Origin of the sequence: Thermodesulfatator indicus DSM 15286 (assembly GCF_000217795.1) — a bacterium.
In the GTDB taxonomy this organism is placed as follows: Bacteria; Desulfobacterota; Thermodesulfobacteria; order Thermodesulfobacteriales; family Thermodesulfatatoraceae; genus Thermodesulfatator; species Thermodesulfatator indicus.
On sequence record NC_015681.1, the window covers coordinates 1,987,837 to 2,012,557 of the forward strand.

General features: G+C 46.7%; 27 protein-coding genes, 4 tRNA genes and 1 other RNA gene. 29 read left to right on the top strand and 3 right to left on the bottom strand.

The window, feature by feature from the left end; translation table 11 throughout:
• The first annotated feature begins 6 nt into the window (after positions 1 to 6).
• The 8 genes from tadA (at position 7) to tyrS (ending at position 4,570) form a co-directional block, all read left to right on the top strand.
• The gene (gene tadA / locus THEIN_RS11765) at positions 7 to 480 is read left to right on the top strand and encodes a tRNA adenosine(34) deaminase TadA (RefSeq protein WP_052299092.1); all 474 of its coding nucleotides are present in this window, start codon (positions 7 to 9) and stop codon (positions 478 to 480) included.
• A tRNA-Ser gene (locus tag THEIN_RS09750) sits at positions 434 to 525 on the top strand. Before tadA ends, THEIN_RS09750 begins: the two co-directional genes overlap by 47 nt.
• Positions 526 to 619: 94 nt before the next feature.
• Positions 620 to 713 (top strand) — tRNA-Ser (locus THEIN_RS09755).
• Positions 714 to 742: 29 nt separating this feature from the next.
• Positions 743 to 841: signal recognition particle sRNA small type (gene ffs / locus THEIN_RS11865), an RNA gene on the top strand.
• Between the two features lie 6 nt (positions 842 to 847).
• A tRNA-Sec gene (locus THEIN_RS09760) sits at positions 848 to 943 on the top strand.
• A 335-nt stretch (positions 944 to 1,278) separates the two neighbouring features.
• On the top strand, positions 1,279 to 2,295 hold the full coding sequence (gene amrS / locus THEIN_RS09765; RefSeq protein WP_013908507.1) for an AmmeMemoRadiSam system radical SAM enzyme: 1,017 nt from the start codon (positions 1,279 to 1,281) through the stop codon (positions 2,293 to 2,295).
• Entirely contained in the window at positions 2,286 to 3,287 is a 1,002-nt protein-coding gene (hypE, locus tag THEIN_RS09770) for a hydrogenase expression/formation protein HypE (RefSeq protein ID WP_013908508.1), read from the top strand. Before amrS ends, hypE begins: the two co-directional genes overlap by 10 nt.
• 74 nt (positions 3,288 to 3,361) lie before the next feature.
• Complete coding sequence (gene tyrS / locus THEIN_RS09775) at positions 3,362 to 4,570, top strand: tyrosine--tRNA ligase (protein WP_041434688.1); 1,209 nt, start codon at positions 3,362 to 3,364, stop codon at positions 4,568 to 4,570.
• Positions 4,571 to 4,610: 40 nt separating this feature from the next.
• On the opposite strand, the gene THEIN_RS09780 is transcribed toward tyrS, so the two are convergent.
• On the bottom strand, positions 4,611 to 5,720 hold the full coding sequence (locus THEIN_RS09780) for a DNA recombination protein RmuC (protein ID WP_013908510.1): 1,110 nt from the start codon (positions 5,718 to 5,720) through the stop codon (positions 4,611 to 4,613).
• Positions 5,721 to 6,066: 346 nt separating this feature from the next.
• On the opposite strand from THEIN_RS09780, the gene THEIN_RS09785 reads away from it, so the two are divergent.
• The 21 genes from THEIN_RS09785 (at position 6,067) to THEIN_RS09895 (ending at position 24,101) form a co-directional block, all read left to right on the top strand.
• Entirely contained in the window at positions 6,067 to 6,300 is a 234-nt protein-coding gene (locus tag THEIN_RS09785; RefSeq protein WP_013908511.1) for a DUF465 domain-containing protein, read from the top strand.
• Between the two features lie 11 nt (positions 6,301 to 6,311).
• A complete protein-coding gene (gene ilvB, locus THEIN_RS09790; protein WP_041435383.1) occupies positions 6,312 to 8,003 on the top strand; it encodes a biosynthetic-type acetolactate synthase large subunit in 1,692 nt (563 codons plus the stop codon).
• A 10-nt stretch (positions 8,004 to 8,013) separates the two neighbouring features.
• Entirely contained in the window at positions 8,014 to 8,508 is a 495-nt protein-coding gene (ilvN, locus tag THEIN_RS09795) for an acetolactate synthase small subunit (protein ID WP_013908513.1), read from the top strand.
• Positions 8,509 to 8,584: 76 nt separating this feature from the next.
• The gene (locus tag THEIN_RS09800) at positions 8,585 to 11,257 is read left to right on the top strand and encodes a cation-translocating P-type ATPase (protein WP_013908514.1); all 2,673 of its coding nucleotides are present in this window, start codon (positions 8,585 to 8,587) and stop codon (positions 11,255 to 11,257) included.
• Between the two features lie 153 nt (positions 11,258 to 11,410).
• Entirely contained in the window at positions 11,411 to 12,232 is an 822-nt protein-coding gene (locus tag THEIN_RS09805) for a shikimate dehydrogenase (RefSeq protein ID WP_013908515.1), read from the top strand.
• A complete protein-coding gene (gene aroA / locus THEIN_RS09810; protein ID WP_013908516.1) occupies positions 12,213 to 13,487 on the top strand; it encodes a 3-phosphoshikimate 1-carboxyvinyltransferase in 1,275 nt (424 codons plus the stop codon). The genes THEIN_RS09805 and aroA overlap by 20 nt, the downstream gene beginning before the upstream one ends.
• Positions 13,484 to 14,011: a shikimate kinase gene (locus THEIN_RS09815; RefSeq protein ID WP_013908517.1), complete on the top strand. Its 528-nt coding sequence runs from the start codon at positions 13,484 to 13,486 to the stop codon at positions 14,009 to 14,011. Before aroA ends, THEIN_RS09815 begins: the two co-directional genes overlap by 4 nt.
• A 148-nt stretch (positions 14,012 to 14,159) precedes the next feature.
• Positions 14,160 to 14,247 (top strand) — tRNA-Leu (locus THEIN_RS09820).
• Between the two features lie 856 nt (positions 14,248 to 15,103).
• Positions 15,104 to 15,952 carry a hypothetical protein gene (locus tag THEIN_RS09830; protein ID WP_013908518.1) on the top strand — a complete coding sequence of 283 codons (849 nt, stop codon included), beginning with the start codon at positions 15,104 to 15,106 and terminating at the stop codon, positions 15,950 to 15,952.
• A gap of 9 nt (positions 15,953 to 15,961) precedes the next feature.
• The gene (locus THEIN_RS09835) at positions 15,962 to 16,897 is read left to right on the top strand and encodes a ParM/StbA family protein (protein ID WP_013908519.1); all 936 of its coding nucleotides are present in this window, start codon (positions 15,962 to 15,964) and stop codon (positions 16,895 to 16,897) included.
• Positions 16,884 to 17,234 carry a hypothetical protein gene (locus THEIN_RS09840; RefSeq protein WP_013908520.1) on the top strand — a complete coding sequence of 117 codons (351 nt, stop codon included), beginning with the start codon at positions 16,884 to 16,886 and terminating at the stop codon, positions 17,232 to 17,234. The genes THEIN_RS09835 and THEIN_RS09840 overlap by 14 nt, the downstream gene beginning before the upstream one ends.
• A gap of 425 nt (positions 17,235 to 17,659) precedes the next feature.
• The gene (locus tag THEIN_RS09850) at positions 17,660 to 18,442 is read left to right on the top strand and encodes a DsbC family protein (protein WP_013908522.1); all 783 of its coding nucleotides are present in this window, start codon (positions 17,660 to 17,662) and stop codon (positions 18,440 to 18,442) included.
• A gap of 12 nt (positions 18,443 to 18,454) precedes the next feature.
• Positions 18,455 to 18,859: a hypothetical protein gene (locus THEIN_RS09855; RefSeq protein WP_013908523.1), complete on the top strand. Its 405-nt coding sequence runs from the start codon at positions 18,455 to 18,457 to the stop codon at positions 18,857 to 18,859.
• A 12-nt stretch (positions 18,860 to 18,871) separates the two neighbouring features.
• Positions 18,872 to 19,153 (top strand): type IV conjugative transfer system protein TraL, encoded by a 282-nt coding sequence (traL, locus tag THEIN_RS09860; protein WP_013908524.1) that lies wholly within the window; start codon positions 18,872 to 18,874, stop codon positions 19,151 to 19,153.
• Between the two features lie 4 nt (positions 19,154 to 19,157).
• Positions 19,158 to 19,757, top strand: coding sequence for a type IV conjugative transfer system protein TraE (locus THEIN_RS09865; protein WP_013908525.1), 600 nt, complete (start codon positions 19,158 to 19,160; stop codon positions 19,755 to 19,757).
• Positions 19,754 to 20,656, top strand: a complete 903-nt coding sequence (locus THEIN_RS09870; protein WP_013908526.1) for a TraK domain-containing protein — start codon at positions 19,754 to 19,756, stop codon at positions 20,654 to 20,656. The genes THEIN_RS09865 and THEIN_RS09870 overlap by 4 nt, the downstream gene beginning before the upstream one ends.
• The gene (locus THEIN_RS09875; protein ID WP_013908527.1) at positions 20,653 to 21,891 is read left to right on the top strand and encodes a TrbI/VirB10 family protein; all 1,239 of its coding nucleotides are present in this window, start codon (positions 20,653 to 20,655) and stop codon (positions 21,889 to 21,891) included. Before THEIN_RS09870 ends, THEIN_RS09875 begins: the two co-directional genes overlap by 4 nt.
• Positions 21,892 to 21,937: 46 nt before the next feature.
• Positions 21,938 to 22,429 (top strand): TraV family lipoprotein, encoded by a 492-nt coding sequence (locus THEIN_RS09880; RefSeq protein ID WP_041434694.1) that lies wholly within the window; start codon positions 21,938 to 21,940, stop codon positions 22,427 to 22,429.
• 103 nt (positions 22,430 to 22,532) lie between these two features.
• The gene (locus THEIN_RS09885) at positions 22,533 to 22,805 is read left to right on the top strand and encodes a hypothetical protein (protein ID WP_169311175.1); all 273 of its coding nucleotides are present in this window, start codon (positions 22,533 to 22,535) and stop codon (positions 22,803 to 22,805) included.
• On the top strand, positions 22,789 to 23,292 hold the full coding sequence (locus THEIN_RS09890) for a S26 family signal peptidase (RefSeq protein ID WP_013908530.1): 504 nt from the start codon (positions 22,789 to 22,791) through the stop codon (positions 23,290 to 23,292). Before THEIN_RS09885 ends, THEIN_RS09890 begins: the two co-directional genes overlap by 17 nt.
• Positions 23,271 to 24,101, top strand: a complete 831-nt coding sequence (locus tag THEIN_RS09895; protein ID WP_013908531.1) for a conjugal transfer protein TraF — start codon at positions 23,271 to 23,273, stop codon at positions 24,099 to 24,101. The genes THEIN_RS09890 and THEIN_RS09895 overlap by 22 nt, the downstream gene beginning before the upstream one ends.
• Here THEIN_RS09895 and THEIN_RS09900 read toward each other — a convergent pair.
• Together THEIN_RS09900 and THEIN_RS09905 are read right to left on the bottom strand one after the other, a co-directional pair.
• Positions 24,098 to 24,499, bottom strand: coding sequence for a putative toxin-antitoxin system toxin component, PIN family (locus THEIN_RS09900; RefSeq protein WP_013908532.1), 402 nt, complete (start codon positions 24,497 to 24,499; stop codon positions 24,098 to 24,100). The genes THEIN_RS09895 and THEIN_RS09900 overlap by 4 nt on opposite strands.
• Complete coding sequence (locus THEIN_RS09905) at positions 24,496 to 24,714, bottom strand: ribbon-helix-helix protein, CopG family (protein ID WP_013908533.1); 219 nt, start codon at positions 24,712 to 24,714, stop codon at positions 24,496 to 24,498. Before THEIN_RS09905 ends, THEIN_RS09900 begins: the two co-directional genes overlap by 4 nt.
• Between the last annotated feature and the right edge of the window lie 7 nt (positions 24,715 to 24,721).

The window sequence follows — 24,721 nt, forward strand, 5'->3', positions numbered from 1 at the left end:
AAATTTATGAAAATGGCCTTGGAAGAGGCTAGTTTAGCTGCTGAGGATGAAGAAGTACCAGTGGGAGCGGTTTTGGTATCTGAAAAAGGAGAAATTCTGGCCAAAGCCCATAATAAGCCTATTTCTCTTTGTGATCCTACTGCCCATGCTGAGATATTAGTATTGCGTGAGGCTTCGAGGAAGATAGGCAATTATCGGCTTTTGGGAACTACCCTTTACGTAACCCTGGAACCTTGCCCAATGTGTGCAGGCGCTTTAGTATATGCCAGAGTAAAACGTTTAGTGTTTGGAGCTTTTGATCCTAAGGCCGGGGCTTGCGGATCAGTGTATAATATAGTTAATGATGCTAGACTAAATCACCGCCTGGAGGTTCTTGGCGGGGTATTAGCTGACGAGGCTTTAGCTCTTTTAAAAAGTTTCTTTAAGAAAAAACGGAGGGGTGCCCGAGTGGTCGAAGGGGGCGGCCTCGAAAGCCGCTGAGGGTCTTTTGGCCCTCCGGGGGTTCGAATCCCTCCCCCTCCGCCAGAATAGTGAATAGTTAGTGGCGAATGGCAGCGAGGAAACTTTAATTAATAGTTGCAGAAAGCCGAATATTTCGTTAGTTTATTAGCCTACTTGCGGAGGGGTGCCCGAGCGGCCGAAGGGGCACGACTGGAAATCGTGTGTGCGGGCTAAACCCCGCACCGTGGGTTCGAATCCCACCCCCTCCGCCATTTTTGACTTCAATCCCAACAAATATGGCTGCTGGGTCCTGCGCGACGGATCCCTGTGAACCCCGCCAGGCCCGGAAGGGAGCAACGGTAGCAGGGCTCTCCGGGTGCCGCAGGGGTGCCCAGCGGCCGCCAGTGGAAGCGCCAGGGGCCTGGTGGCCCCCCCGGGCTTCAAACCCGGTGCACCGTCGGAGACGGCGGTGGGTGGGTTCGATTCCCATGCGCTTCCGCCATTTCTGGTTGATTTTAAATAACTGACTCCTTTCACTTAAAACTTCTCGTCCCTCACTTAACTTCCTTTTTAATTGCCCAATTTATAGTTATTAATCCGAGTGTTTTTTACACGACAAATTATCGCCGCTGACATAATCGCTAAAGCAAAGTAACCTTCGCTGTCACTGCGAGGCCTTGTTAGAGGTCGAAGCAGTCTCAGGGATTGCTTCGCTTCGCTTGCAATGACTAAATTGTCGCCTATTTAGTGACTTCATTAATAACAGCCTACATAATTTTTAGTTTACAAAAGTCATTTAATGCCTAATTTGAAAGTAAAGAAGCGAGGAGGGAGAATATGCGAGAGGCCTTACTTTACGAAAAGCTTCCTGATAAAAGCGTAAAGTGTCATCTTTGCAACCACTACTGCCATATTCAGCCTGGTAAGTTTGGTATATGTCACGTACGCTTTAATGAAAATGGTGTGCTTTACACCTTGGTTTACGGAAAGATTATCGCCAAGCACGTTGACCCTATTGAAAAGAAGCCTCTTTTTCACTTTCTGCCAGGCTCAAGGAGTTTTTCCATTGGCACGGTGGGGTGCAACTTTCAGTGTGACTTCTGCCAAAACTATGAAATATCCCAATATCCACGTATAGAAGGTAAAGTAATAGGAGAGCAAGCCACTCCTCAAGAAGTGCTAGAGGCGGCCTTGGCTACGGCCTGCCAGACCATCTCTTATACGTACAACGAACCTACTGTATTTTTTGAGTTCGCCCTTGACTGTGCTAAGTTAGCCAGCCAGAAAGGCTTAAAAAATGTCTTTGTCTCAAATGGCTACATGACCAAAGAAGCCCTTGATTTGATTTATCCAGATTTACACGCGGCTAATGTTGACCTTAAGGCCTTTCGCGATGAGTTCTATCGCAAGCACTGTAAAGCCCGCCTGGCTCCGGTTCTTGAAACTTTAAAACATCTCAAAAAACAGGGTGTTTGGCTTGAGGTTACCACTCTTATTATTCCTGGAGAAAATGACGATCCGGCTGAACTAAAAGACATTGCTTGCTTTATAAGAGATGAACTAGGGCCGGAAACACCCTGGCATGTAACCCGCTTCTATCCTACTTACCAACTACTAACGCGGCCTCCTACACCGGTTGAGACCCTTAAAATGGCTTATGAGATTGGCAAAAAGGAAGGATTAAAGTATGTATATACGGGAAATGTGCCAGGCCTTGAAGCTGAAAATACCTATTGCTGGAAGTGTGATAGTCTTCTTATTGAGAGATATGGCTTTATGATCCATAGCTTCAAAATAACGCCTGAGGGAACTTGTCCTTCTTGCGGAGCAAAAATAGACGGCATATGGGAATAGACGAGATAATTCTTTTAGAGCACGGAAGCGGTGGTAAGGCCTCACAAAGGCTCCTTGAAAAAGTATTTTTGCCCTACTTTAGAGAGGTCCCTTTGCTTGACGCCGCAACACTTTCACTTGGCAAACAAAACTTAGCTTTCACTACTGATAGCTTTGTAGTTGATCCGATTTTTTTCCCCGGGGGAGATATCGGTTCTCTTGCCGTGCACGGTACGGTAAATGACCTTTCTATGGTAGGGGCAAAGCCCGTTTATCTTTCAGCGGCTTTTATTCTTGAAGAAGGTCTTCCCATGGAGGATTTGAAACGCGTAGTGGAGTCCATGGCTTTGGCGGCGGAAAAGGCTGGAGTAAAAATCGTTTGTGGTGACACTAAGGTAGTGCCTCGCGGCAAGGGAGACAAAGTCTTCATAAACACCTGTGGCCTGGGGCTAATTCCCGAGGGACTAACTCTTTCTCCCCAAAACATAACTCCAGGAGATAAAGTTCTTGTTTCAGGACCTATTGCTGACCACGGCCTTACTATTTTGGCTTCGCGGGAAAATTTAGGACTTGAAGGCTTAAAAAGCGATTCACAGGCCTTAAATCACGTGGTGGAAGCGCTAATTTCCCGCTTTTCAACCCAAATAAAAGCAATGCGAGATCCCACTCGCGGAGGCTTGGCTTCGGTGCTTCACGAATTTTCAGAAGCGGCTAAAGTAGGTATTTTTCTTGAAGAGGAGTCCATTCCCATTAGACCCCAGGTAAAAGCTGGCTGCGAAATCCTCGGTCTTGACCCGCTTTATCTGGCTTGTGAAGGACGTTTTGTAGTGGTCTGCCCGGGTGACATAGTAAGTGATGTGCGTGATTTTCTTAAGCAATTTCCCGAAAGCGAAGAGGCGGAAATTATTGGGGAAGTTGTTGCAGAGCCAAAAGGCGTATTTTTAAAAACTGTCTTTGGCGGAACACGCCCGGTGCCGCCACTAAGTGGCGAGCCTTTGCCGCGTATCTGTTAAATCGTTGCAAGTGTTTCAGCTTGCGCTATGTTTTTAACCTACTTTTTTAAAGAGGAGGAAAAACTGTGTCTAAAATGTCGCCTGAAGAGCAGCTTGAGTATCTCAAACGCGGTGTAGTGGATATCATTGAGGAAAAAGAGTTGCTGGAAAAGCTTAAACGGGCCGAAAAGACAGGAAAGCCTCTTAAAATAAAGGCCGGTTTTGACCCCACCGCTCCTGATCTTCACCTGGGGCATACCGTTCTTTTGCGAAAGATGCGCCACTTTCAAGACCTAGGCCACGAAGTCTATTTCCTCATCGGAGATTTTACCGCCATGATCGGCGATCCTTCTGGGCGCTCTGATACTAGACCTCCTCTTACCAGGGAACAGGTTCTGGAAAACGCCAAAACCTATGAAGCCCAGGTCTTTAAAATTCTTGATCCGGAAAAGACGAAAGTAGCTTTCAATAGTGAGTGGATGTCTAAGTTTACCGCTGAGGATTTTATCAGGCTTTGTGCCAAATATACCGTGGCCCGCATGCTTGAGCGTGATGACTTTAAAAAGCGCTTTGAATCTCATCGTCCCATTGCTATTCACGAGCTGATTTACCCTTTGATACAGGCTTACGATTCCGTAGCCCTAGAAGCTGATGTTGAGCTTGGTGGCACCGACCAGCTTTTTAATCTTCTGGTAGGTCGGGACATTCAGCGGGAGTACAGCCAGGAGCCACAAATTGTGATGACTGTGCCTATCTTAGAGGGCCTTGACGGTGTTCAGAAGATGAGTAAGTCCCTTGGCAATTATATTGGTATTACTGAGCCGCCACAGGAGATGTTCGGTAAAATCATGTCTATTAGTGACGAACTTATGTGGCGTTATTACGAGCTTTTAACCGATGTTCCTCTTGACCAGATAGCCAGGTGGAAAGAAGAAGCCGCTTCTGGCAAGATTAATCCTAAAGATTTGAAAATTAATCTCGCTAAAATAATTGTCGCTCAATATCACTCAGAAGAAGCGGCTGAAAAAGCAGCCCAAGAGTTTGAAAAAGTCTTTGCCAAAGGCGGTTTACCAGAAGATATACCACAAGTAGAGGTGCCGGCTGGCGAAGTTTGGCTTCCCCGATTTTTAAAAGAACAGGGTCTGGTAAAAAGCACCTCTGAAGCGAGAAGGCTTATCTCTCAGGGCGGTGTACACCTTGACGGAGAAAAAGTTCGCCAGGAAGATATTTTATTTGAAGCTGGCCACGAGTACGTTTTGCGGGTAGGTAAAAAAAGATTTTTGAAAATACTGGTAAAGGCTTAGAAATTTTAGTCACCATTAGGCCCCTTGGGGGCCAAACAAGTTATTTTCGGAAGAAGAAAAGTTTTTTGTTTTGAGAAGCGGCGCCTAGTTCTTGAAATTTCTGAGCAAAAGGTAGTAAACGGCGCTCAAAAGAACCTACTAGTTGTTCATATTGTCTGGTAGTTCTTTCAAGGGCCTTGCCGAGGTCTTCTAGATGTTTGCTTACGTTTTCCAGGCGGTTATACATTTCTCTTGAAGTCTGGATAAGTTCCTGGGCGTTTTCTATAAGAGCAGTTTCCTGCCAGCTAACGGCCACGGCTTTTAACATGGCCAGAAGTGAAAAAGGTGTAGCTAGAATCACTTTTCTTTCCGCAGCAAACTCAAAAATATTTGGGTCTTCCCGAAAGGCTGCGGAAAGCAGGCTTTCGGCAGGTAAAAAGAGAATTACAAAGTCCGGTGTACGTTTGAGTTCCTTGCGCAAGGCCTCCCAATAAGCCTTCTGAGACAAGCTTTTAATGTGTTCTTTTATGGCTTTAGCGACATTTTTCCCCTGATTTAGCACCGGCGCTTTGGCATCAACGGCTAAAACCCTTTCTCCTGGGAGATGCACCACGAGGTCAGGCCTCAAACCCTTGCTTGTAGTAACTTGGGGGCTAAAATCGCAATGTTCTAGGAGCCCAGCTACTTCTACCAGGCGCTTTAGTTGAATTTCTCCCCAGTGGCCCCTTTGTTGGGGATTTTGAAAAATGCTTTTAAGGAGCGAGGTCTCTTTTTCAAGTCTTGGCAAGTGTTCTTCAACAAGTGTTTTTAGTCGTTCTTCAAGTTGGCCGTAAGCTTTGGCGCGTTCAGTTTCAAGAAGTTTTATTTGTTTTTCAAGATTTTTTAAACTTTCGCTTAAAGGAATAGTCAGTTTTTCAAAATGTTTTTCGCGGGCCTCAAAAATCTCTCGGGTTAAATGGCTAAGAACTTGGGTATTTCTTTCAATTATTTGACCAGAAAGAGCTTCAAGGTTTTGACTTATGTGTTTGGCTATTTCTTGAGAAAGTTTTTCTTTTTCGCCTTTTAAGTATTGAACCTGGTCTTTTAAGAGCCCTACTTCTCTTTGCCTAATTATCCAGGCCAGGCCAAAGCCTACAGTAAATCCTCCAAACCCTAAGACAATTTCCCACATATAATTTCTTTCTCCGCTTTTGAAAAACTTTCAAAAAATACTAGACCTTTTAAAGGAAAAATTCTATTAAAAAAGTATGAGAGAAACAAATCCAATCAATGTGAGCCTTTTAATAGGGCTCAATGAGCATTGTTACAAAAAGCAAAGTAATTTCCGGGCTGTTTTTTGTTGGAAATTGGTTAGTTCATTATTTCACAATCTAATAATCTTCTTTTTAATCGCTAGTTACGAATTAGACCTTTATTATTAGAAGATAGTTAAAAATTTGTTAGTGAAAAAATTAACAATCTGTTGACGCCAATGTACTAGGGCATTAAAAAAACAAAATCTATATAAGGAGGTTTTTATGGACAGAGAAAAAGAATTAATTGCCAAGTATGCTGAGCAGCACGAAGAGCTCCGCAAACTTGTAGAAGAACACCGCGCTTTAGATCAACAGCTTGAGGAATTTCACCGTCGTCCATATCTTACAGCGGAAGAGGAAGTAGAAAAGAAAAAGATTCAGATTAAAAAATTGGCCTTAAAGGATCAAATTTTAGCTATGGTGGAAAAATATCGCCAAATGGAGGAGAGTAAATAGTGGCTAAGAAAATGACCGGTGCTCAGATCGTTGTTGAGGCCCTGAGAAGAGAAGGGGTTGACATTATTTTTGGTTATCCTGGTGGTGCGGTAATTGACATTTATGACGAACTTTACCGCACTGAAGACATTAAGCACGTTCTGGTAAGGCATGAGCAAGGGGCGACCCACGCCGCTGATGGCCTGGCTCGCTCTACGGGAAAGGTAGGTGTTTGCCTGGTTACCTCTGGCCCTGGAGCCACTAATACGGTCACTGGTATTGCTACGGCCTACATGGATTCTATCCCTATGGTCATTCTTACTGGTCAGGTGCCAACCAAGCTCATTGGTAACGACGCCTTCCAGGAGGTTGACATCACTGGTATCACTCGGCCGTGCACTAAACACAACTTTCTGGTCAAGCGGGTAGAAGACCTGGCCTGGACCTTAAAAGCTGCTTTTCATATTGCCCGTACCGGTCGTCCTGGTCCTGTGTTGGTTGACTTACCAAAAGATGTTCAGCAGGCGAAAACCGAATTTCACTGGCCAGATGAAATAAGGCTTCGCAGTTATAATCCCAATTATGAACCTAACAAGCGCCAGGTGGAAAAGACTTATCGCTTGCTTGAGGCCTCAACCCGGCCTGTTTTCTTAATTGGCGGAGGAGTTATTGCCTCCGGTGCCCACGAGGAAGTTAGAGAACTGGCCGAACTTCTTCACATCCCGGTTACTATGACCCTTATGGGGCTTGGTGGGTTCCCTGGCACCCACGAGTATTCTTTAGGGATGCTCGGTATGCACGGAACCTACTACGCCAATATGGCGGTAGCCAATAGCGACCTTATCATCGCCGTAGGAGCCCGTTTTGATGATCGGGTTACCGGCAAAGTAGATGCCTTTGCTCCTATGGCCAAAATTGTCCACATTGACATTGACCCTACTTCTATCCAGAAAAATGTCCGGGTAGATGTGCCTATAGTGGGCGATTGTAAGCGGTCACTGGCCAAGCTCCTCGAGGTCGTTAAGAGTGTGGCCCGTCCGAGCAAACTTTGGAAAGAACAGTTCAAGGAATGGTGGGAACAGATTGATATATGGCGTCGTCGCTATCCTCTTTCTTACAAGCAAGAAGGAGATTACATCAAGCCTCAGTTTGTTATTGAAAAGATGTACGAGCTCACCAAAGGTGATGCCATTGTTTCTACTGAGGTTGGTCAAAACCAGATGTGGACTGCCCAGTTCTGGAAATTTGATAGGCCGCGGACACTTCTTTCTTCAGGTGGGCTTGGTACCATGGGTTACGGTTTCCCTGCGGCAATCGGCGCCCAGATGGCCCATCCTGATAAGCTGGTTATAGATTTCGCTGGTGATGGTTCTATTCAGATGAATATTCAAGAGATGGCCACGGCCATTGACCAGCGTTTGCCTATTAAAGTGATTATTCTTAATAATGGCTTTCTCGGTATGGTGCGTCAATGGCAGGAACTGTTTTACGATAGGCGTTACTCATCGGTTGAGTTTGCTACTATTCCTGATTTTGTCAAATTAGCTGAAGCTTACGGTGCAGTTGGCCTTAGGGCCACCAAACCCGAGGAAGTTGAACCGGTTTTAAAGAAGGCCCTTGAGACCAAAAATTTGGTGTTTGTTGATATTCACATTGCCCCTGAAGAAGGCGTTTTTCCCATGGTTCCCGCTGGTCGGGCTACTACGGAAATGATTCTGGTATAAGGAGAAGCGTATGGAAAGAAAACACACCCTTTCAGTGCTGGTGGAAAATACTCCTGGAGCCCTGGCTCGTATTGTAGGGCTTTTTTCAGGTAGAGGTTTTAATATTGATAGTCTGTGTGTGGCTCCAACGCTTGATCCCACTCTTTCGCACTTAACCCTGGTTACCCACGGTGATGAGCTAATAATAGAGCAAATTATCAAGCAGCTCCACCGTTTAGTGGATGTTTATAAAGTCGTTGATGTTACCGAAGAGGCTGAATTTGTTGAAAGGGAAATGGCTCTTATAAAGGTTAAGGCTGAAAAAGAAACACGGGCTGAAGTTTTACGCATGTGCGATATTTTCCGCTGCAAGGTGGTTGATGTAAGCCCGAGGACTTACACCATAGAGGTAACGGGGCCAGAGAGTAAGCTTAAAGCAGTAATTGAGCTTTTAAGGCCTTTAGGCATCAAAGAAATAGTCCGCACCGGTCTTATTGCCATGAAGCGTGAAAAAAAGGGCATTTAAACCATAATTACTTTTTTAAAGGGGTAGGTGAGATTATTATTGCCTACCCCTTAATTGTTTCTTAAAACTTAAAGATGTGACTAAATTACCTCCAAATCCCCATAGCCTTACTTTAGAGGAACTTTTCAAGCTTTTAGAGACTTCAATAACAGGGCTTTCCGTCGCTGAAGCGAAAAAGCGCCTTGATACTTACGGCCCTAATGAATTGGAAGAAGCTCCTAAAAAATCTCCCTTAAAACTATTCCTGGCCCAGTTTGCCAACGTATTGATTTTTATTCTTCTTATCGCGGCTAGCATTTCTTTTTTAGTGGGAGACGAAATTGAAGCGGTGGTCATATTATTGATAGTCCTGGCCTGTGGGGTGCTTGGTTTTATCCAGGAATGGAAGGCTGATAAGGCTCTTGCCGCCCTAAAAGAAATGGCCGCTCCAGAGGCCATAGTAATTCGTGAAGGAAAACACCTGAAAATTCCTGCCCGTGAAGTGGTTCCAGGAGATATCCTGGTGCTTGCGGCTGGAGACAAGGTGGCTGCAGATGTGCGTCTCGTTGAAAGCATTAATCTCAAAATAGACGAGGCCCCGTTTACTGGGGAATCAGTTCCGGTAAGTAAAGACGCTTCTTTAGTTTTGCCTCCAGAAACACCTCTTCCTGATAGGCGTAACATGGCCTTTGCTGGTACCACGGTGATTAACGGCCGAGGTCTTGGCCTGGTAGTGGCCACGGGAAAAGCCACAGAGTTTGGAAAAATAGCTCACATGCTTAAAGGGGTTGAAGAAGAAAAGACCCCTCTTGAAAAGAGGCTTGCGGTTATTGGCCGCTGGCTAGGGGTTTTGTCACTTATAGTGGCCGCGGTGGCCGCGGCCTTTGGCATAATGCGCGGGCACTCCTGGCTTGAGATGTTTCTCTGGGGCGTTTCCCTCGCGGTGGCGGCGGTGCCAGAGTCTTTACCAGCCGTTGTTACCGCTGCTCTGGCCATTGGAGTTTCACGCATGGCCAAACGCAGGGCCATTGTCAAACGTTTGCCTGCTGTAGAAACCCTGGGCTCCACCACCGTTATCTGCACGGACAAAACGGGCACGCTTACCAAAAACGAAATGACCGTTAAGAAGATATGGGCCGGGGATAAACTCTTTGAAATTACCGGGACCGGCTACGAAACCAAGGGCCAGATCCTTTATAAAGGAAAGCCAGTTGATATCTTTCACCACCCGGATCTTTATCACACCCTTTTGGTTGGGCTTCTTTGTAACGACGCTCGCCTGGAAGATGGCAAGTTTATAGGCGATCCTACCGAAATCGCCCTTCTGGTGGCGGGCCTTAAAGCTGGCCTTAATCCAGAGGCCTTTGAAAGAGTAGCGGAAGTCCCCTTTGATAGTGACCGCAAGAGAATGAGCGTGGTGGTGCGCGAAAAGGCAAACGGGCGCTATTTGATTTTGACCAAGGGTTCTCTTGAGAGCCTTCTTGGTATTTCTTCACACTATCAAAAAGACGATAAAATTTTCCCACTAAACGCCCAGGAAAAGCAAAAAATAGCCCAGATGACAGACGCAATGGCAGACGAAGCCTTAAGGGTTATGGCCTTTGCTTTTCGCGAAGTAGAGAGCGTGCCCTCAGAAAATGAAATAGAAAGAGATCTCATTTTCTGTGGCCTTCAGGGTATGATTGACCCCCCGCGTCCAGAGGTGCGAGAAGCGGTTAAAAAGTGCCATGAGGCCGGCATCAGAGTGATTATGATCACTGGTGACCACGCTAAAACAGCGCTGACTATTGGTTATGACCTGGGTATCGTGCCTGAGAAAAGACCTGCATTTGCTTTGACAGCGAGGGAGCTTGAAAACCTTTCTGACCACGAGCTAAAAGAAAAACTGAAAAAGGTTTCTGTTTTTGCCAGAGTCTCTCCGGCTCACAAGTTGCGCTTGGTTAAACTTTTAAAAGAGGACGGACACATTGTAGCCATGACTGGCGACGGGGTGAACGACGCTCCGGCCTTAAAAGCCGCAGACATTGGTATTGCCATGGGGATTACCGGCACTCAGGTGGCTAAAGAGGCTTCGGATATTATCCTTGCCGATGATAACTTTGCCACTATTGTGGCCGCGGTGGAAGAAGGCCGCACTATCTTTGATAACATAAAGAAGTACATGCTCTTTTTGTTGAGCTTTAACCTTTCAGAGATCTTGGTGTTAATAGCAGGCTTTTTAAAAGGGCTCGCTCTACCGCTTACGGCTATTCACATTCTCTGGATTAATCTGGTAACAAACGGTCCACCAGCACTGGCTTTGGGAGTTGACCCTCCTGCTCCAGACCTCATGAAACGGCCTCCAAGGCCTCCTCAGGAAGGCGTTTTTACCAGAAGATTGGTGGCCTTAATCGGGGCCTTTTCTGTCCTAATAGCCTTCTTTTTATTGCCGGTCTTTGTTTATGGTTTTTCTGCTTCACAATCGGTAATCTTTTCGCAGACAGTTCTTTTTACCGGTTTTGTATTTATGGCCGTAGCTGTGGCTTATGTTTCGCGTTCAGAGTACTTAAATATCTGGCGCTACAATCCTTTAGCTAACAAGTGGTTGAATTTGAGTGTCCTTTTTATGGTGGCCTCGCAAATTATGATCGTGCAATGTCCGTTTTTTAATAAGTATTTGCATACGGTTCCTATTTCAGAGAAGTGGTGGTTTATACTTGCTGCGTTGGCTTTATTTTATATTTTCCCTGCAGAAATTTTGAAAAGCCTCATAAGCCGCTTCTTTCGTTAGATACCTTTGATTTCCGCTTGAGCGTAAATCTCAGGGCTTCGCCCTGAAACCCTAGAAAGTAAATTTTGGGGGGCTTTGGGGGCTGTGCCTTCCAATGTCTTTTCACACAAAAAAGCTTTTCTTTTCTGATAACTCTAAGTAAAGTTTTTTGATATGGACACTTATGGAATTATAGGTTGGCCGGTTGCACACTCTTTGTCTCCGGCTATGCACAATGCGGCCTTTAAAAGCCTGGGTATAAGGGCTGTTTATGGGCTTTTGCCCCTTGCTCCGGAGAATCTGGCTGAGGGAATAAAAGGCATAAGGGCCCTAAACATAAAAGGTGTTTCTGTTACTGTGCCTCACAAGGAAACTGTCATGCCTTTGCTTGATGAGATAGACCCGGTGGCCAGCGAAATCGGCGCGGTAAACACCATAGTAAATAAAGACGGGCGGCTTTTAGGTTTTAATACCGATTGGATTGGTGTTAAAAAGGCGCTAGAAGAAAAAATAGCTATTTCTGGCCAAAAGGCCGTAGTCGTAGGTGCTGGTGGAGCGGCCAAAGCGGTGGTTTACGCCCTGATAAAAGAAGGGGCGTCAGTGGCTATTTATAACCGCACCTTTGAAAAAGCTAAAAGACTTGCCCAAACTTTGGGTGGTGTGGCTTTACCCTGGGAAGAATTAGCAAGTGCTTCAGGTGATATTCTCATTCAGACCACCAGTGTAGGCTTAAAAGAAGATAAAAGCCCGGTGCCCAAAGAAGTGCTTTCGCGCTTCAAGTTAGTGATGGACATTGTTTATCAACCTTTAAAAACCCGTCTTTTGAGAGAGGCTGAAGAGGCCGGCTGTGAAACCATAGATGGCCTTTCCATGTTGGTTTACCAAGGGATTGAACAATTTTATCTATGGTTTGGAGCGCGGCCTCAAGCTTCTTTGATGAGGGAAGCGGCCGAAAAAGAACTTTTAGGAGAAAAAAATGACCAAGCGCGAAATTAAGCCGCTTAAAGGGCCGATAGAGGCCCTGGTAAAAGTGCCTGGCTCAAAGAGTATTACCCAGAGGGCTTTGATTTGTGCGGCGCTGGCTGAAGGGGAATCAATTTTGGAAGATGCCCTCCGAAGCGAAGACCCAGATCTCCTGGCCCAGGCACTGGCCGCTACTGGAGTCAGGGTAGAGTTTTCTGAAACCGCTTTGAAGATAGGCGGTATAGGTGGAAGCCCGAGACTTAGCGGCAAAGAAATTTTTATGGGCAACAATGGTACAGGTGCCCGGTTTTTCCTGGCTTATGCTTCTCTGGGTAAAGGTACTCCCATTGTCTTGACCGGGACTAAAAGGCTTTGCGAACGGCCTTTTAAGTCCCTGATAGAGGCTTTGCGCGCTTGGGGAGCCTCTCTTTCCTGCCTTGAAAAGGAAGGTTTTTTGCCGATTAAAATAGCCGGTGGTGGGCTTTCTGGAGGTGAGGTTAGCCTTTCTGTTTCAGAAAGTAGTCAGTTTCTTTCAGCCCTATTATTGGTAGGGCCTTATACCAGGGAGCCAGCGGTTATTAAACTTTCAAGTCCGTTGGTTTCTCGCCCTTATGTGGATCTGACGCTAGCGGTTATGGAGATTTTTGGGGCTGAAGTTGAAGAAAGAGAAGAGACTTTTTTAGTTCACCAGCAAAAATATCAGGCTAGGCATTATCAAATAGAAGCTGATGCCTCAAGTGCCTCTTATTTTTTGGCGGCGGCAGCTTTAGTAGGTGGTCAGGTTACCGTGGCTAACCTACCTAAGGATTCTCTTCAGGGAGATGCGGCCTTTGCTGGTATTCTTTCACGCATGGGTTGTGAAGTTACTTATGATAAGGGAGTTACAGTCACACGAGATCCTAAAATCTCCCTCAGAGGGATAGACATAAACATGGGACGCTATCCGGATCTTGTGCCAACGCTTGCGGTGGTTGCCGCCAAAGCCAAAGGTAAGACCATAATCAGAGGCGTCCCCCACCTGCGCTTTAAAGAGACTGATAGGCTAAAGGCCGTGGCCACCGAACTTCGCAAGTGTGAGGTGCCAGTAGAAGAGCTTGAAGACGGCTTAATCATAGAGGGCACAGACAATATAAAAGGTGCTGAGATTGAAACCTATGACGACCATCGTATAGCTATGGCCTTTGCTATTTTAGGCCTGGTGGTGGAAGGCATGGTTATCTTAAACCCTGGGTGTGTGGCCAAGTCTTTTCCAAACTTCTGGGAGATTCTCGGGACTCTTTACGCATGAAAGTAATTTTGATTGGCTTTAGGGCTACAGGAAAGACTTCAGTTGGGCGGGAGCTTGCTAACCGCCTGGGTCTGCCCTTTTTAGACCTTGACGAATATATCGTTGAGAAGGCTGGTAAAAGTATCGCGGAAATCGTAGAAGAAAAGGGCTGGCCTTATTTTAGAGAGCTTGAAAAAGCTGCCCTTTACGAGATGAGTAAGAGAGATAACCTGGTCCTGGCCCTTGGCGGTGGTTCGGTGATGCACGCTGACGAAATGGATCTTCTTAAGGCCAACAGTTCTATCATATGGTTGAAAGCTCTTCCAGAAGCAGTTCTCTCTCGCCTGGAAAAAGACGAAAAAACCTGTGCCTTCAGGCCTTCTCTTACCGATAAAAGCTTACAGGAGGAAGTAGCCTGTATCCTTGTCCAACGAGAGCCTCTCTATCAGCGTTACGCCGATCTTATTGTTGAGACAGACCACTTAACCACTGAGGAAGTAGTAGAAAAAATTATAGAATTTCTCCGTCGTGCAGGAGTGGTCTAATTGAAGTTACTTGACTAAGCTAGCCACCAGCCTTGTCACTACGAGGAGTTTTAGGCCACAGAGCAGTTTTTAGCGAAGATAAAGGGCAGGGAAAAACCTTGTTTAAGTTGCAGCAAGGCTTTAAATATGTTAATAGTCTCCAAGATTTGCCCGGGTGGCGGAACTGGTAGACGCAGGGGACTTAAAATCCCCTGGGGTAATACCCCGTGCCGGTTCGACTCCGGCCCCGGGCACCAGGCTTTTCCGGATATATCAATACTTACCGGTCCTCTTTGCACAATTCCCTTTCACGGAATTTCGTGGCATTTCATGACCAAATTGTCTGCGATTTGCAGGCAATTCTCAGGCAATTCTCCCGCCGAGAGAAGGTACTCAGGATGTATCCGGACAAAACTTTTGTCCGGACATTTACAAAAAAATTCTGTCCAGACTTTTTTGTCTGGACACAATTTTTTGTCCGGACAGATAAGATAAAATTTTTTGTCTGGACAGATAAGATAAGAATAGAAAAGACAAGAATAGAATATATAAATATTTCTCTCTCTAATAATAAGGGCTGAAACTTTTTGTCCGGACAAAAGTCCGCCATTCCGAAAGGATTTTTTTGAGAGAGAGAAATATTTTTATAAGCTTTTAGAGAGAAGAATATTTGTTTCTTCCGGTTAATCTCCGGGGCCTGTTCAACGATTCAAAAGGATTTTCTCCCGGTCAAGGGAACATTTTACGCATGTTTTTTAGCACCGGTGCTAAAAAGACATAGGCGTTAAAAAGACACCGGTGCTAAAAAAGCACTTGATCCCCTAATACCATTATCAATACATACTATATACCAATACCAATATAAATATAAGTATAGTTGGTATATACAGAACACGGGTGCTGGCTTGACACACGTACCGAATTGACACCGGTGGCAGAAAGGTAATTTGACACCTATGCAATTTTGATACCGATAGCATTCGGTTATACCCGCCGAAATTTCAAAAAAACACTCCTGATTTTTTTTTCTTCTGGAATTAGAGGCACTTATGTTCAGGGTTGACCTGTTATTCAGTGCGTAAAAAGCGGAATAGCAGGAGGTGCAACAGGGTCATGGGTGTAATTGTTTACGGTACGACGGGCCGGACGGTTGAGTTTATTGTTCAGAGGGACGGGATTGTACTTACAGACGGAGATGGCACGAGGTTTTATTCAGCTGATCCGTTAGAGATCGGAGAGGTGGCACTGCTAGCGCTAACTGGTCAGGGCCCCGAGGGATCGAAAGCCTGGGCTGCGGCGGAGGGAGAGCGGCTCTTGCGTGCATACTGGTTTTTAAGTACGCCCGGTCCCGGGGCATTAAGGGAACTGGTTGCCAGGGTGTCCGCCGGTGTAGAGACTAACGATCTCATTAGGGAGATGGAGAGACTTGCTCAGGGTTTTACGAAAAGGCCCATATTCGGTTTTCGTGAGGAACGGTTGCAAATTGAGGTTTTAACCGGCGGAGAGGATTCATCAGAAAAAGCAACCGGCGAGGGAAGGGGTAGCTATCCGGTATGGCTTTTCGGGCGATTTGAGCTTTCGGAGCTGGTGAGGGAAGCGGCCGGTGCTGCCCGGGAGCGTCTGAGGGAGGAGAAGTTACGTCTGGTTGGAGGAATGGGCGTGGTTAGCACGGATGATGGCTCGGGGCCTGGGTTGGTAGCCGGGAATGCAGGGGTACTCAGGCTTTCGGAGGACATGTTTCGTAAACTCAGAGCCTTTCTTTTGAAGGTTCTGTATCAGGAGTACGGGGGGTATTTTCGTGAAGGGACGCTTTCGGCTTATGTACCCGGGCGGGAGTTAAGGAAGGTGCGTCGCAGCGGAGAGGATTTCTGGAGAGCGGGAGTAGTGATTGATATTGCCGGCCGACGGGTCAGGTTTACCTCACCGGCTGAGGTAGCCAGGCTCCTTATTTTTTTAATTTAGGGGGTTTTTATGAAAGTACTTGTTTTTGATCCGGGATACGGCGATGTGAAGTGTGCACTGGTAGACACCGTGTCCGGTGAGGAACCCAGGCTATTCAAGTTTCCTACGTTGGTAGCTCGTGCTCGCGGTGGACTTGATTTCGGAGAGGGTAGCGGAGAAATTTTCTGGGCCGGGGAGAAGTGGCTGGTGGGAGAGGAGGCCGCACGGGCCGGACGGGTTGTATCAACCACAACGGATGGATTTTTAGAGAGATACCTGCCGCTTCTTCTTGTTCGGGCATTACTTGAGAGCGGGGATAAAGAAGGCGTTGACGAGGTGGTGATAGCCGTAAGTCTTCATGATTGGCCGAGAAGGGAAGTTTTTGAGCGAGCAGCGGGGCGGCTCATGGTAAATGACCGCAGTTATTCCCACCGGGTACGGCTTATACCCCAGGGTTACGGGATATGGCTTGAGACGCTATCGCCCTGGGACGGGATAGTTGTGGATATAGGTTTTCGTACGGTGGATGTTCTGGTTTTTGTTGACGGGAAGCCCGATGGCCGTCGCAGTTTTGGTGTAGCGGGAATGGGGGTGGTGGATTTTATTTCCGAGGCAGCGAAAATACTTTCGGCGAAGGCCCGGGTGGAGTTTTCTCCCGGAGAGGTGGCACATTTTCTACAGGAGGGCAATCCCGTTTTCAGGAGGTTCGGGGTGGAGGAGGAGCTCAAGTCGCGTGCCGGGGAATGGTCAGCAAGGCTCTGGACGAGTCTTATTGCGAAGGAAGACTTTAGCAGGGCCATGGCCCTACTGGGAAGGGTGGTGATAGCCGGTGGCGGAGCACGTTTTTTTGTAAAGCCGGATGAGGAGACGGCGGTAGATATGCAGGTTCTTGATGAAGAGCCTGAATTTGCGAATGTGAGGGGTTTTGCGCTCAGGCTACTGGAGGGTGGCGGTGAAGAAGAATAGGTACATGCGAATTGTCCTTGATGATGATCTTTTATTTTTGAAGAGTTTAAACGGCGTCGGGACGGTGTTTAACCGTGTATTTCGCAGGATTTTTGATGAGATTCGGGCCAGCGGGGAGGATGGGATTACAACCTGGAATGCGCTGGTTGAGGGAAGGATAGGAATTACGATTTTGCTTGAGACGGAAGAGGGGCTATGCAAGTCCCGGGTGAAAGAGGCAATGGGTAAGGAAAGGCGGGTTAAGAGGGGGGTTACGGAGAACGGTGAAGGACAATCCCGGAAACATTCGTCTCTAGAGGCTCTAATGGCCCGTGTCAGGAATTTTGATCTGGAGTGATTGATGCTTCGGGGGAAACCGGCCTCGGTTCACGCCTTACCCTACGTATATGGGACCCCTGAATCCGGAAAAGGCGGCACAGAGCGGCCGGGAAAGGCGGCCCGGGCCGCCTTTTTCTTTTTCGGGGTGCCGAAAATTTCAAAAAATCGGGTAAAAAAGGGGTATTTTTTTAAAAAAAGGGACCCTTCTCACCCCCTCTCACAGGTTACATTTTCTCCCATGAAAAAAAATTGTTTATTCGTTTTACTTATGCTGGGACTGGTATTTTGCGAAAAACCGTATGTTTTTTCCAGGGGAGAAGCGGTTCCTGTTTTTACCCCTACATGGGTAGTCATTCCCACTGCCTCATGTGAGCAAAAAAATGAAAAACAGCCGCGGTTTCGTATTCCCCTAGAAATAAAAGTAAAGGAGAAGGAGAGCGGTAGATGAGAAAATATTTACCAATAGCCTGCTTTTTCCTTTTGATAATAGCGATTCAGGCAGAAGCTGCGGATGAAAATTTCGTAAAATTATGCAGGGAATCCTTCAAAAGGGATTTTCCCGTATCCGCCGAAAAGGCCCGGATTTTACCTTCCCCCGTCAGGGGACTATGTGAGCTGCATCTCGGGCTAAATGTAGTCTATTATGCTCCACCGTCCGAACCCGATAAAAAGGGCTATCTTCTTGTGGGGGAAATTTACACGCCGGAGGGAAAAAATATCACCGTTGAAGCCCGTGAGCGCCTGGCAACCGATGTTGTAAAAAAACTTGATTTATCGAAGGCTATAAAGATAGGAACCGGCCCCGTTAAAGTAATAGAGTTTACCGATCCCGACTGTCCCTTCTGTCGTCGTCTTGAGAGGTTTTTCGCTCAAAATCCGGAATTAACCGCAAAGATTACCAGATATGTGTTTCTCTATCCTCTAACGAAGCTACATCCCGGGGCAGAAAAACACGCCCGCTGGATTCTATGTCAGAAAGAGCCCGATAAAGCGCTGGTTGACCTGATGATAGGTAAAATTGTCAAACCTGAAATTTCTGAACAATGTGATCTTCAGAGTGTAGAGGAACATCTCTCATATTCTCGAAACATAGCCGGAGAACTCGGTATTCGCGGTACCCCTTTCCTTATTGCGGGTAGAACGGTGGTTTCGGGGTTTAATCCCGGCCTGATTTATACCGGCATTAATCGGTGGCTTCGCGCGGAGCACGCTAAAAATAAACATTAAGGAGGTGTGTTTATGGAGAGGTGTCGGTATTTTTTTATGATGGCCGAGGCTGCCTCGGTCTGGCTTTCCGAAGGGGTCAGGAAGGTTTCTTCTCTGACCCGGGGGATGTCACCTGCGCATGCTCTGATGTTCTTCGTAATGTTGACTTTCGGTCTCATTTTCGCAGCGGACGCCTTCGCCTGGACTACTCCTACACCGGGTTCCTTTCTCTATGATGTTTATGATCTTGGGGTTAACAAAATTCTTAAAGGGCCATTAGGTTTTCTACTGGGTATGGGATGTGCCTCCTTCGGAGGATCGCGTCTGGTAGGGCTTCACGACAGAGGCTCCGTTCCCGCAGGTATCGGGACGCTACTTTTCGGAGGATGTCTTATAAAGCTCGATTCTATTACTCAATCTCTCGGATTTTATGTGTAATAAGGAGGTGAGATGATGAACGGGGCGGTAGGGCAGGGTTTCCCGAGATATTTACACCGGCCCTATCGCCTCCTGTGGTTTGAAAGAGATGAGCTCGGACTTATGGCCGGTCTGTATGTCATCTCCGTGTTTACTACTTTCAAACTTCTTTTATTGATACCGCCGGCCGTTATCTTCTTTCGCAAGGAAAAGAGAAAGCGACCCAGGGGCTTTGTCGTTCATATCTTTTATCGTCTCGGCTTAACTTCTTTTAGAGGTTATCCCGGAAGCTTTGTAAAAAAATTGCGTGGATAGAGTCATGAAATATGATGTTTTTTTAAATCGTACGGCCAATTTGATAGGAGAAAATAGGCTGCTCAAATTTGTCATAGTAGTACTTGCAATTTCTAATATAATTTTCGGGTTCCTGACTTTCAGAGCAGTATCATATCAAAAGGTTGTATTAATTCCCATTGGTTTGAAAAATCCGATAGAGCTTACGGGTGATTATTTAAGTGAAGCTTACGTCCTTGAAATGGCCAGGATGATCTTTGATCTGGCTTTTAATTATTCTCCGGCAACAATTAAAGCACAATACGAATTATTACTTACCATGTGGGATCCCGAAACTTATCCTCGATATCGTCGCAAGTTTTCGGCTATTGAAGACGAGGCTCAAACGGGAAAACTGGTTTCCGTTTTTATCCCCCAATCTATACAGCATGATCCCAAAAGGAAAATAATACGTGCCACGGGCAAACATGTTCTTCTCCTGGAAGGAGAAAAGGTTGCCGAAAGTAAGATGGCCGAATTCGCTTTTACTTACCGGATAAGGGCCGGACGCCTTTTTATAAAGGATATGGGGGAATGGAGTGAAGTCAAAGGAACCATCCCCTCTGAACAGGGAGGTCAAACATGAGATACATTTTTTTAACAGTGATGATATTTCTGGCTCTTCCCGTATCGTCATTTGCCGTGTGTCCCGGAGGAACATGTACACCTGTAACTCAGGGTCCCGCAAAAACTGCCGAAGATCAATCTGATACTGTCTCGAAAATTATCCCTTTTTCCGTAATTAAAGCGGCACAGAAAGCTTATTACCGGGAAAAAAAGAGAACCGCGGGTAAAAGCTACGATGTTCTACCCCCGGTGATATTGCGGCCGGAACGTATTCAATGGATAAAAATTTCATCTACCGATGTTAATCGTATCGTATGCACAAACGGTAAAATTACCGATGTTTTTTATTCAGTTGAAAAAGGTATAAAAGTTCAAACAGCAGGACATGAAGCCTACCTTAAATTACAGGTAAAGGTCCTTCCGGACGGTAAGGTGGAGTATTCCTCCATTCCGACCGAGGTATATGTGGTCTGTGGCGGAAATACTTATGGTTTTATAGGAAGACCGTACCGTATACCCTCCCGCACAATTTATCTTGTAAATCCGGCAGCCGATGCCGCCAAAAATGCCGAACTCTATGCCGGAGATATAGATAAGGCTGTTGTTTCTATCCTCAAAAAAGTATTTTCCGACCGTATTCCCCCGGGCTGGGAAAAAGTAGATCCAGTTATTATGGGAAAATCTTTTTCGAACATCCGTCTTCGCGAACTGGCCCGATACCGTATTACCGGAATAGGTATAACGGTCAGAGTTCTTACTATTACGGCTAAACAAAAAACAAGAGTACTTGAAAAGGATCTTCTGAGATCGGATATTACCGTAAATCCTATAGCCATATCCCTTGAAAAGACAAATCTTAGTCCGTCGGAGACGACCAGGGCTGTTATTATAGAAAAAATCCCGGAGGTGCAGTCATGATCAATAAACTCCGGGAAAAATTTGAAAATCTGGATCCCGAAAAGAAACAGCAAATCATAAGAATCCTTCTGGTCCTGGGAGTAATTATTATTGCCTTTTATGCCTATCAATCGAGAAACCAGGAACCCGTTCAAAAAAAGAAGGAACAACCCGGCTTTAAAGAAGTCCAGCCGAGACTCGGATACCTGGAAAAATCCCTTTATTACGAGACAACGGCCCGGGTCAAGGCACTGGAAAAACGACTGGATCGTTTGAGCCTTGAATTGAAAGCCATTAATCAAAAACTGAGTGAGCAAAATCAGTCGCAAAAATCCGATACTTTTAAAGAAATAGAATCCCTTCGCAGGGAAATAGAAAGTTTGAGAAAAGGACAACCGGTAAGCGGTATATCACCCGGATTTTCCGCACCTCCTCCCCCGGGAGGAAAATCTTCCGAAACCGTTCGTAAAAAACCTCAGATCCTGGGAGATATAGGACATTCCGCTTCCCCTGCGGAAAAAGGTCTTTCCGAACAAAAGAAAAAGAAAAAAAACGGGAGTGAAGAAAGTGTTTATCTTCCTCCGTCACTGATAGAGGCGGATCTTATTTCCGGTTTTGCCGCACCGACAATGGAAGCCGCAAAAACCGAACCTGTTCGGGCATTTTTGAGATTGAGAGATCTCGCCATACTGCCAAATGAAGTTAAACAGGACCTCAAAGGTTGTTTTGTCATCGCCGAAGTACGCGGTAATCTGGCAGATGAAAGAGCGCATCTTCGTCTCTTACGTCTTTCCTGCATTGCACGCGACGGGGCTTCGGTCATAGACGAAAAGGTAAAGGGATTCGTGGTCGATGAAGACGGGAAGATCGGTCTCAGGGGCCGCGTGGTCACCAGAGCAGGCGCCCTTCTGGCCAGATCCTTTATCGCAAGTTTTCTTCAGGGATTCGGAGAAGCATACGAACAGTCTGCCTACGATCTTACTACAACGGCTACGGGACAGATCCGTACCCTGAATCCGGGTAATGCGGTTAGAACAGGTGTCGGTAAGGGGATAGCTTCCGCCTCTCAAAATCTTTCCCGGTTCTACCTGGATATGGCCCGCCAGGCCTTCCCGGTAATAGAAGTGGGAGCCGAAAAAAGGGTGGTAGTCGTATTTGATGAAGGAGTTGAATTACATATCAAAAAACACTGCCTCGGAGGTAAAGATGGCTGTCTTAAAACAAAAGACAAAATACTTTCCCTCGCGGGACTATAAGTTATTGTTACTGTTTTTTCTCTTTCCGCTTATATACGGATGCGGCATGACTCCATACAGGAGTGATTTTTCCTGCCCTCCAACCTATAGCGGGATTTGTGCTTCCCCCATTGATGCGTATAACGATTCGGTAAATGATATTGACCCCAGGCAGTTTGATCCGCGATGGCAGAAAAAACGTAAAAAATGGGAAGAAAAAAATAAAGAACTACTTGAAGCCAGAAAACAGGCAGCTCTGAAAAAACAGGAATCTTCGGCCGAGGCCCCGAACTACCGGGCCGAACTATTCAGAGAACTCAGAGACCTTATTGAAGCGCCTGAAACTCCGGTGGTCATACCGCCTAAAATCGTGCGGGCCCTCGTTCTGGGAACACCTGATGGAAAAATGTATGTTGCTCCTCATTATGTGTTTTTTATGCTTGATGAACCCCGCTGGGTACTCAGGAAAATACCCGAAAGGCTGATTCCGGCATCGTTTACCGTTTCTACTTCCCAAAAGTCGAGGACTGCCGGGGAGGTTCGGGTAAATGCAAAATGACGCGAAAAAAAACGGGCAATCCCGCATTAATCCCGGATTTTTAGACCTATTTTTGATCGTGGTCCTGTTGATTTCGGTCGTTCTCTATGTCTACCACCGCACGGTGATACAACCCCTGCGTCGGGAGCTGGCACCCTCGCGGATCTATGTGGTGGATATTGATTCTCTGGTGAAACGTTTCCGTACCGAAGCCGTAGAACGGGCCATCGCCGGAGAGAAAGTCTCCCCCGACGAAGTGGCCGCAAGAGCCCGACTGGCTCTTGACCGAATTCTGAGTTCCGTTCCTGAAAACGCCGTTGTTCTTGATGCCCGCTGCGTCCTGAAAGGGGGTATATCTATAGGCCCGAAGGGAGGAAATAATGTTATCCGGAAATAAAAAATTCCCGCTATCATTTATTATGTTTACTTCCTGTGTTCTATCTATATTCCTTATATCCCAAAAATTAATATTTTCCGCTACTCCCTCGGCGGGAGTACGTTTTATGCTCAGGCACCCCTGTCCATCCGTTCTTCACAGGTTTGATCTGGTGGAAATCTATCCTCCTGAAAACGACCCTTTCGTTCCCGACGGAATCAAACTCGTTAAACACGCCGCCTGCTTCCCGGGGGAAAAGATCGTCCGGGAAGGCAAACGTTTTTTCTGTCTTACCCGTGAAGGCCTGAGACTCGATCTCGGACCCATAAAGTTTCGCGCAAAAGACGGCCGCCCCCTCACCCCCTGGCTTTCCGATGGGGCCTCATCCGTTATACCGGAAGGATATCTCTTCGTAATAGGGGATAAATCTCCTCATTCCTACGATTCCCGATACTTCGGTCCAATATCCCGAAAGAGGGTTATCTCATGTCCCGTACCGCTCTTCTAATCATTATTTTATTTTTATTATTTCAGACCCCTGTCTGGGCGGGATGGTACTCGGCCGAACCTCCTGCTACCGGCCACAGGGGCTGGTACGCCTATGAAAAATACAAAAAAACTCAGGAGACAAAACAAAACTCAGGCGAACGGCCCGTCCGCCAACCGAAAATCCACTGGCCTACCTATGAAGAGGTCCTGAAGATGAAACCCTCGGACCTCAAAAAATGGCTACAAAAGGCTACAGAAGAAGCCGTAGCTGATCCCTCAGAAAAAAATGTGACCCGCTGGGCTATATATATGAAAGCTGCCCGGGAAAAATCCGTACGCTTTGCGGGTTCTCTGTCCTTTGTACTCCTGAAACACCCGGAACTCTCTTACGCTCCAGATTTCCCGATTACCTATCAGGCCTCACGCGCTCTCTCCCGGGCCAGGTACCTGAAAATAAACTCCTTCCTGCAAAAAATAAGAGACCGGTTCGCCCTGATTCTTCTTGTTTCCAGCCGTTCACCCCTTTCCGAACCGGCCCAAAAAATCTGCCGTAAATTTGCGGATGAAACCGGCTGGAAACTGGTAGTCGTGGATGCCGACTCGCGTCCGGATATAGCAAAACGTCTGGGAGCTAAATATGTCCCTCAGGCCTTTATTATCTCACGTGATCCGGGAATTTCGCCTTTACCGGTTATGGCCGGAGCCGAGGCCCTTCCGGTGCTGCGGCAAAACGTCTACACCGTCGCCCGTATCGCCCTCGGTGAAATCTCTCCCGCCGAATTCGGTACCCATAGCGTCAGCGGACTCGTCCCGGCAAAACAGCATTAATCCTCGAAAAAGGCTTCAAGTTCTCGGGGAGAAATAATTTTTAGCCCTTCAATGCTGCCAATTTCCAGAAGGTCTTTGTCTCCGCTTACGAGATAATCGACTTTAGCTGAAAGGGCGCAAGCTAGAATCTGATCATCGTCCTGGTCTCGGCAAACCCCTTGAATCTTTTTAGTGGGATGAATGACCTCCGAGGCTTCCAGTATCATCTCAAGGGCTTCTCTAACAAGGGCCCGGGGAGCTTTGATCTTGTGTAAAAGTATCCTTTCGAACTCCTCAAGAATCGTCGGGCAGACGAAAAGCTCGAATTCTTTTCGGCGGGCACGGGTAAGGAGCACCGAGCATAATCCCTCAGTGAGGAATGCCGCTATCAAGACATTGGTGTCAAAGACCACTCTCATGAGATTTGCTCAAAAATATCCTCTTCCGTCAATAAGCCCGCCTTTTTAGCCATGGGCCTGAGCTGCTTTTTGAGGCGTTTCATACGTGCTTCCCAGAGGTAAAGGCTCACCGATTCTCGCACGATATCGCTTTTGTTACGCCCCGTTTCCCTGGCAAAGGCCTCCAGTTCCCTGGCCAATTTTTCGGGAAGGCTCACAGACAAAACCGCTCGCATTTTATCA

Excerpts from the sequence above, each read along its gene's own strand:
- tadA (WP_052299092.1), top strand. The coding sequence starts at position 7 with ATGAAAATGGCCTTGGAAGAGGCTAGTTTAGCTGCTGAGGATGAAGAA.
- amrS (WP_013908507.1), top strand. The coding sequence starts at position 1,279 with ATGCGAGAGGCCTTACTTTACGAAAAGCTTCCTGATAAAAGCGTAAAG.
- hypE (WP_013908508.1), top strand. The coding sequence starts at position 2,286 with ATGGGAATAGACGAGATAATTCTTTTAGAGCACGGAAGCGGTGGTAAG.
- tyrS (WP_041434688.1), top strand. The coding sequence starts at position 3,362 with ATGTCGCCTGAAGAGCAGCTTGAGTATCTCAAACGCGGTGTAGTGGAT.
- THEIN_RS09780 (WP_013908510.1), bottom strand. The coding sequence starts at position 5,720 with ATGTGGGAAATTGTCTTAGGGTTTGGAGGATTTACTGTAGGCTTTGGC.
- THEIN_RS09785 (WP_013908511.1), top strand. The coding sequence starts at position 6,067 with ATGGACAGAGAAAAAGAATTAATTGCCAAGTATGCTGAGCAGCACGAA.
- ilvB (WP_041435383.1), top strand. The coding sequence starts at position 6,312 with ATGACCGGTGCTCAGATCGTTGTTGAGGCCCTGAGAAGAGAAGGGGTT.
- ilvN (WP_013908513.1), top strand. The coding sequence starts at position 8,014 with ATGGAAAGAAAACACACCCTTTCAGTGCTGGTGGAAAATACTCCTGGA.
- THEIN_RS09805 (WP_013908515.1), top strand. The coding sequence starts at position 11,411 with ATGGACACTTATGGAATTATAGGTTGGCCGGTTGCACACTCTTTGTCT.
- aroA (WP_013908516.1), top strand. The coding sequence starts at position 12,213 with ATGACCAAGCGCGAAATTAAGCCGCTTAAAGGGCCGATAGAGGCCCTG.
- THEIN_RS09815 (WP_013908517.1), top strand. The coding sequence starts at position 13,484 with ATGAAAGTAATTTTGATTGGCTTTAGGGCTACAGGAAAGACTTCAGTT.
- THEIN_RS09830 (WP_013908518.1), top strand. The coding sequence starts at position 15,104 with ATGGGTGTAATTGTTTACGGTACGACGGGCCGGACGGTTGAGTTTATT.
- THEIN_RS09835 (WP_013908519.1), top strand. The coding sequence starts at position 15,962 with ATGAAAGTACTTGTTTTTGATCCGGGATACGGCGATGTGAAGTGTGCA.
- THEIN_RS09850 (WP_013908522.1), top strand. The coding sequence starts at position 17,660 with ATGAGAAAATATTTACCAATAGCCTGCTTTTTCCTTTTGATAATAGCG.
- THEIN_RS09855 (WP_013908523.1), top strand. The coding sequence starts at position 18,455 with ATGGAGAGGTGTCGGTATTTTTTTATGATGGCCGAGGCTGCCTCGGTC.
- traL (WP_013908524.1), top strand. The coding sequence starts at position 18,872 with ATGATGAACGGGGCGGTAGGGCAGGGTTTCCCGAGATATTTACACCGG.
- THEIN_RS09865 (WP_013908525.1), top strand. The coding sequence starts at position 19,158 with ATGAAATATGATGTTTTTTTAAATCGTACGGCCAATTTGATAGGAGAA.
- THEIN_RS09870 (WP_013908526.1), top strand. The coding sequence starts at position 19,754 with ATGAGATACATTTTTTTAACAGTGATGATATTTCTGGCTCTTCCCGTA.
- THEIN_RS09875 (WP_013908527.1), top strand. The coding sequence starts at position 20,653 with ATGATCAATAAACTCCGGGAAAAATTTGAAAATCTGGATCCCGAAAAG.
- THEIN_RS09880 (WP_041434694.1), top strand. The coding sequence starts at position 21,938 with ATGACTCCATACAGGAGTGATTTTTCCTGCCCTCCAACCTATAGCGGG.
- THEIN_RS09890 (WP_013908530.1), top strand. The coding sequence starts at position 22,789 with ATGTTATCCGGAAATAAAAAATTCCCGCTATCATTTATTATGTTTACT.
- THEIN_RS09895 (WP_013908531.1), top strand. The coding sequence starts at position 23,271 with ATGTCCCGTACCGCTCTTCTAATCATTATTTTATTTTTATTATTTCAG.
- THEIN_RS09900 (WP_013908532.1), bottom strand. The coding sequence starts at position 24,499 with ATGAGAGTGGTCTTTGACACCAATGTCTTGATAGCGGCATTCCTCACT.
- THEIN_RS09905 (WP_013908533.1), bottom strand. The coding sequence starts at position 24,714 with ATGCGAGCGGTTTTGTCTGTGAGCCTTCCCGAAAAATTGGCCAGGGAA.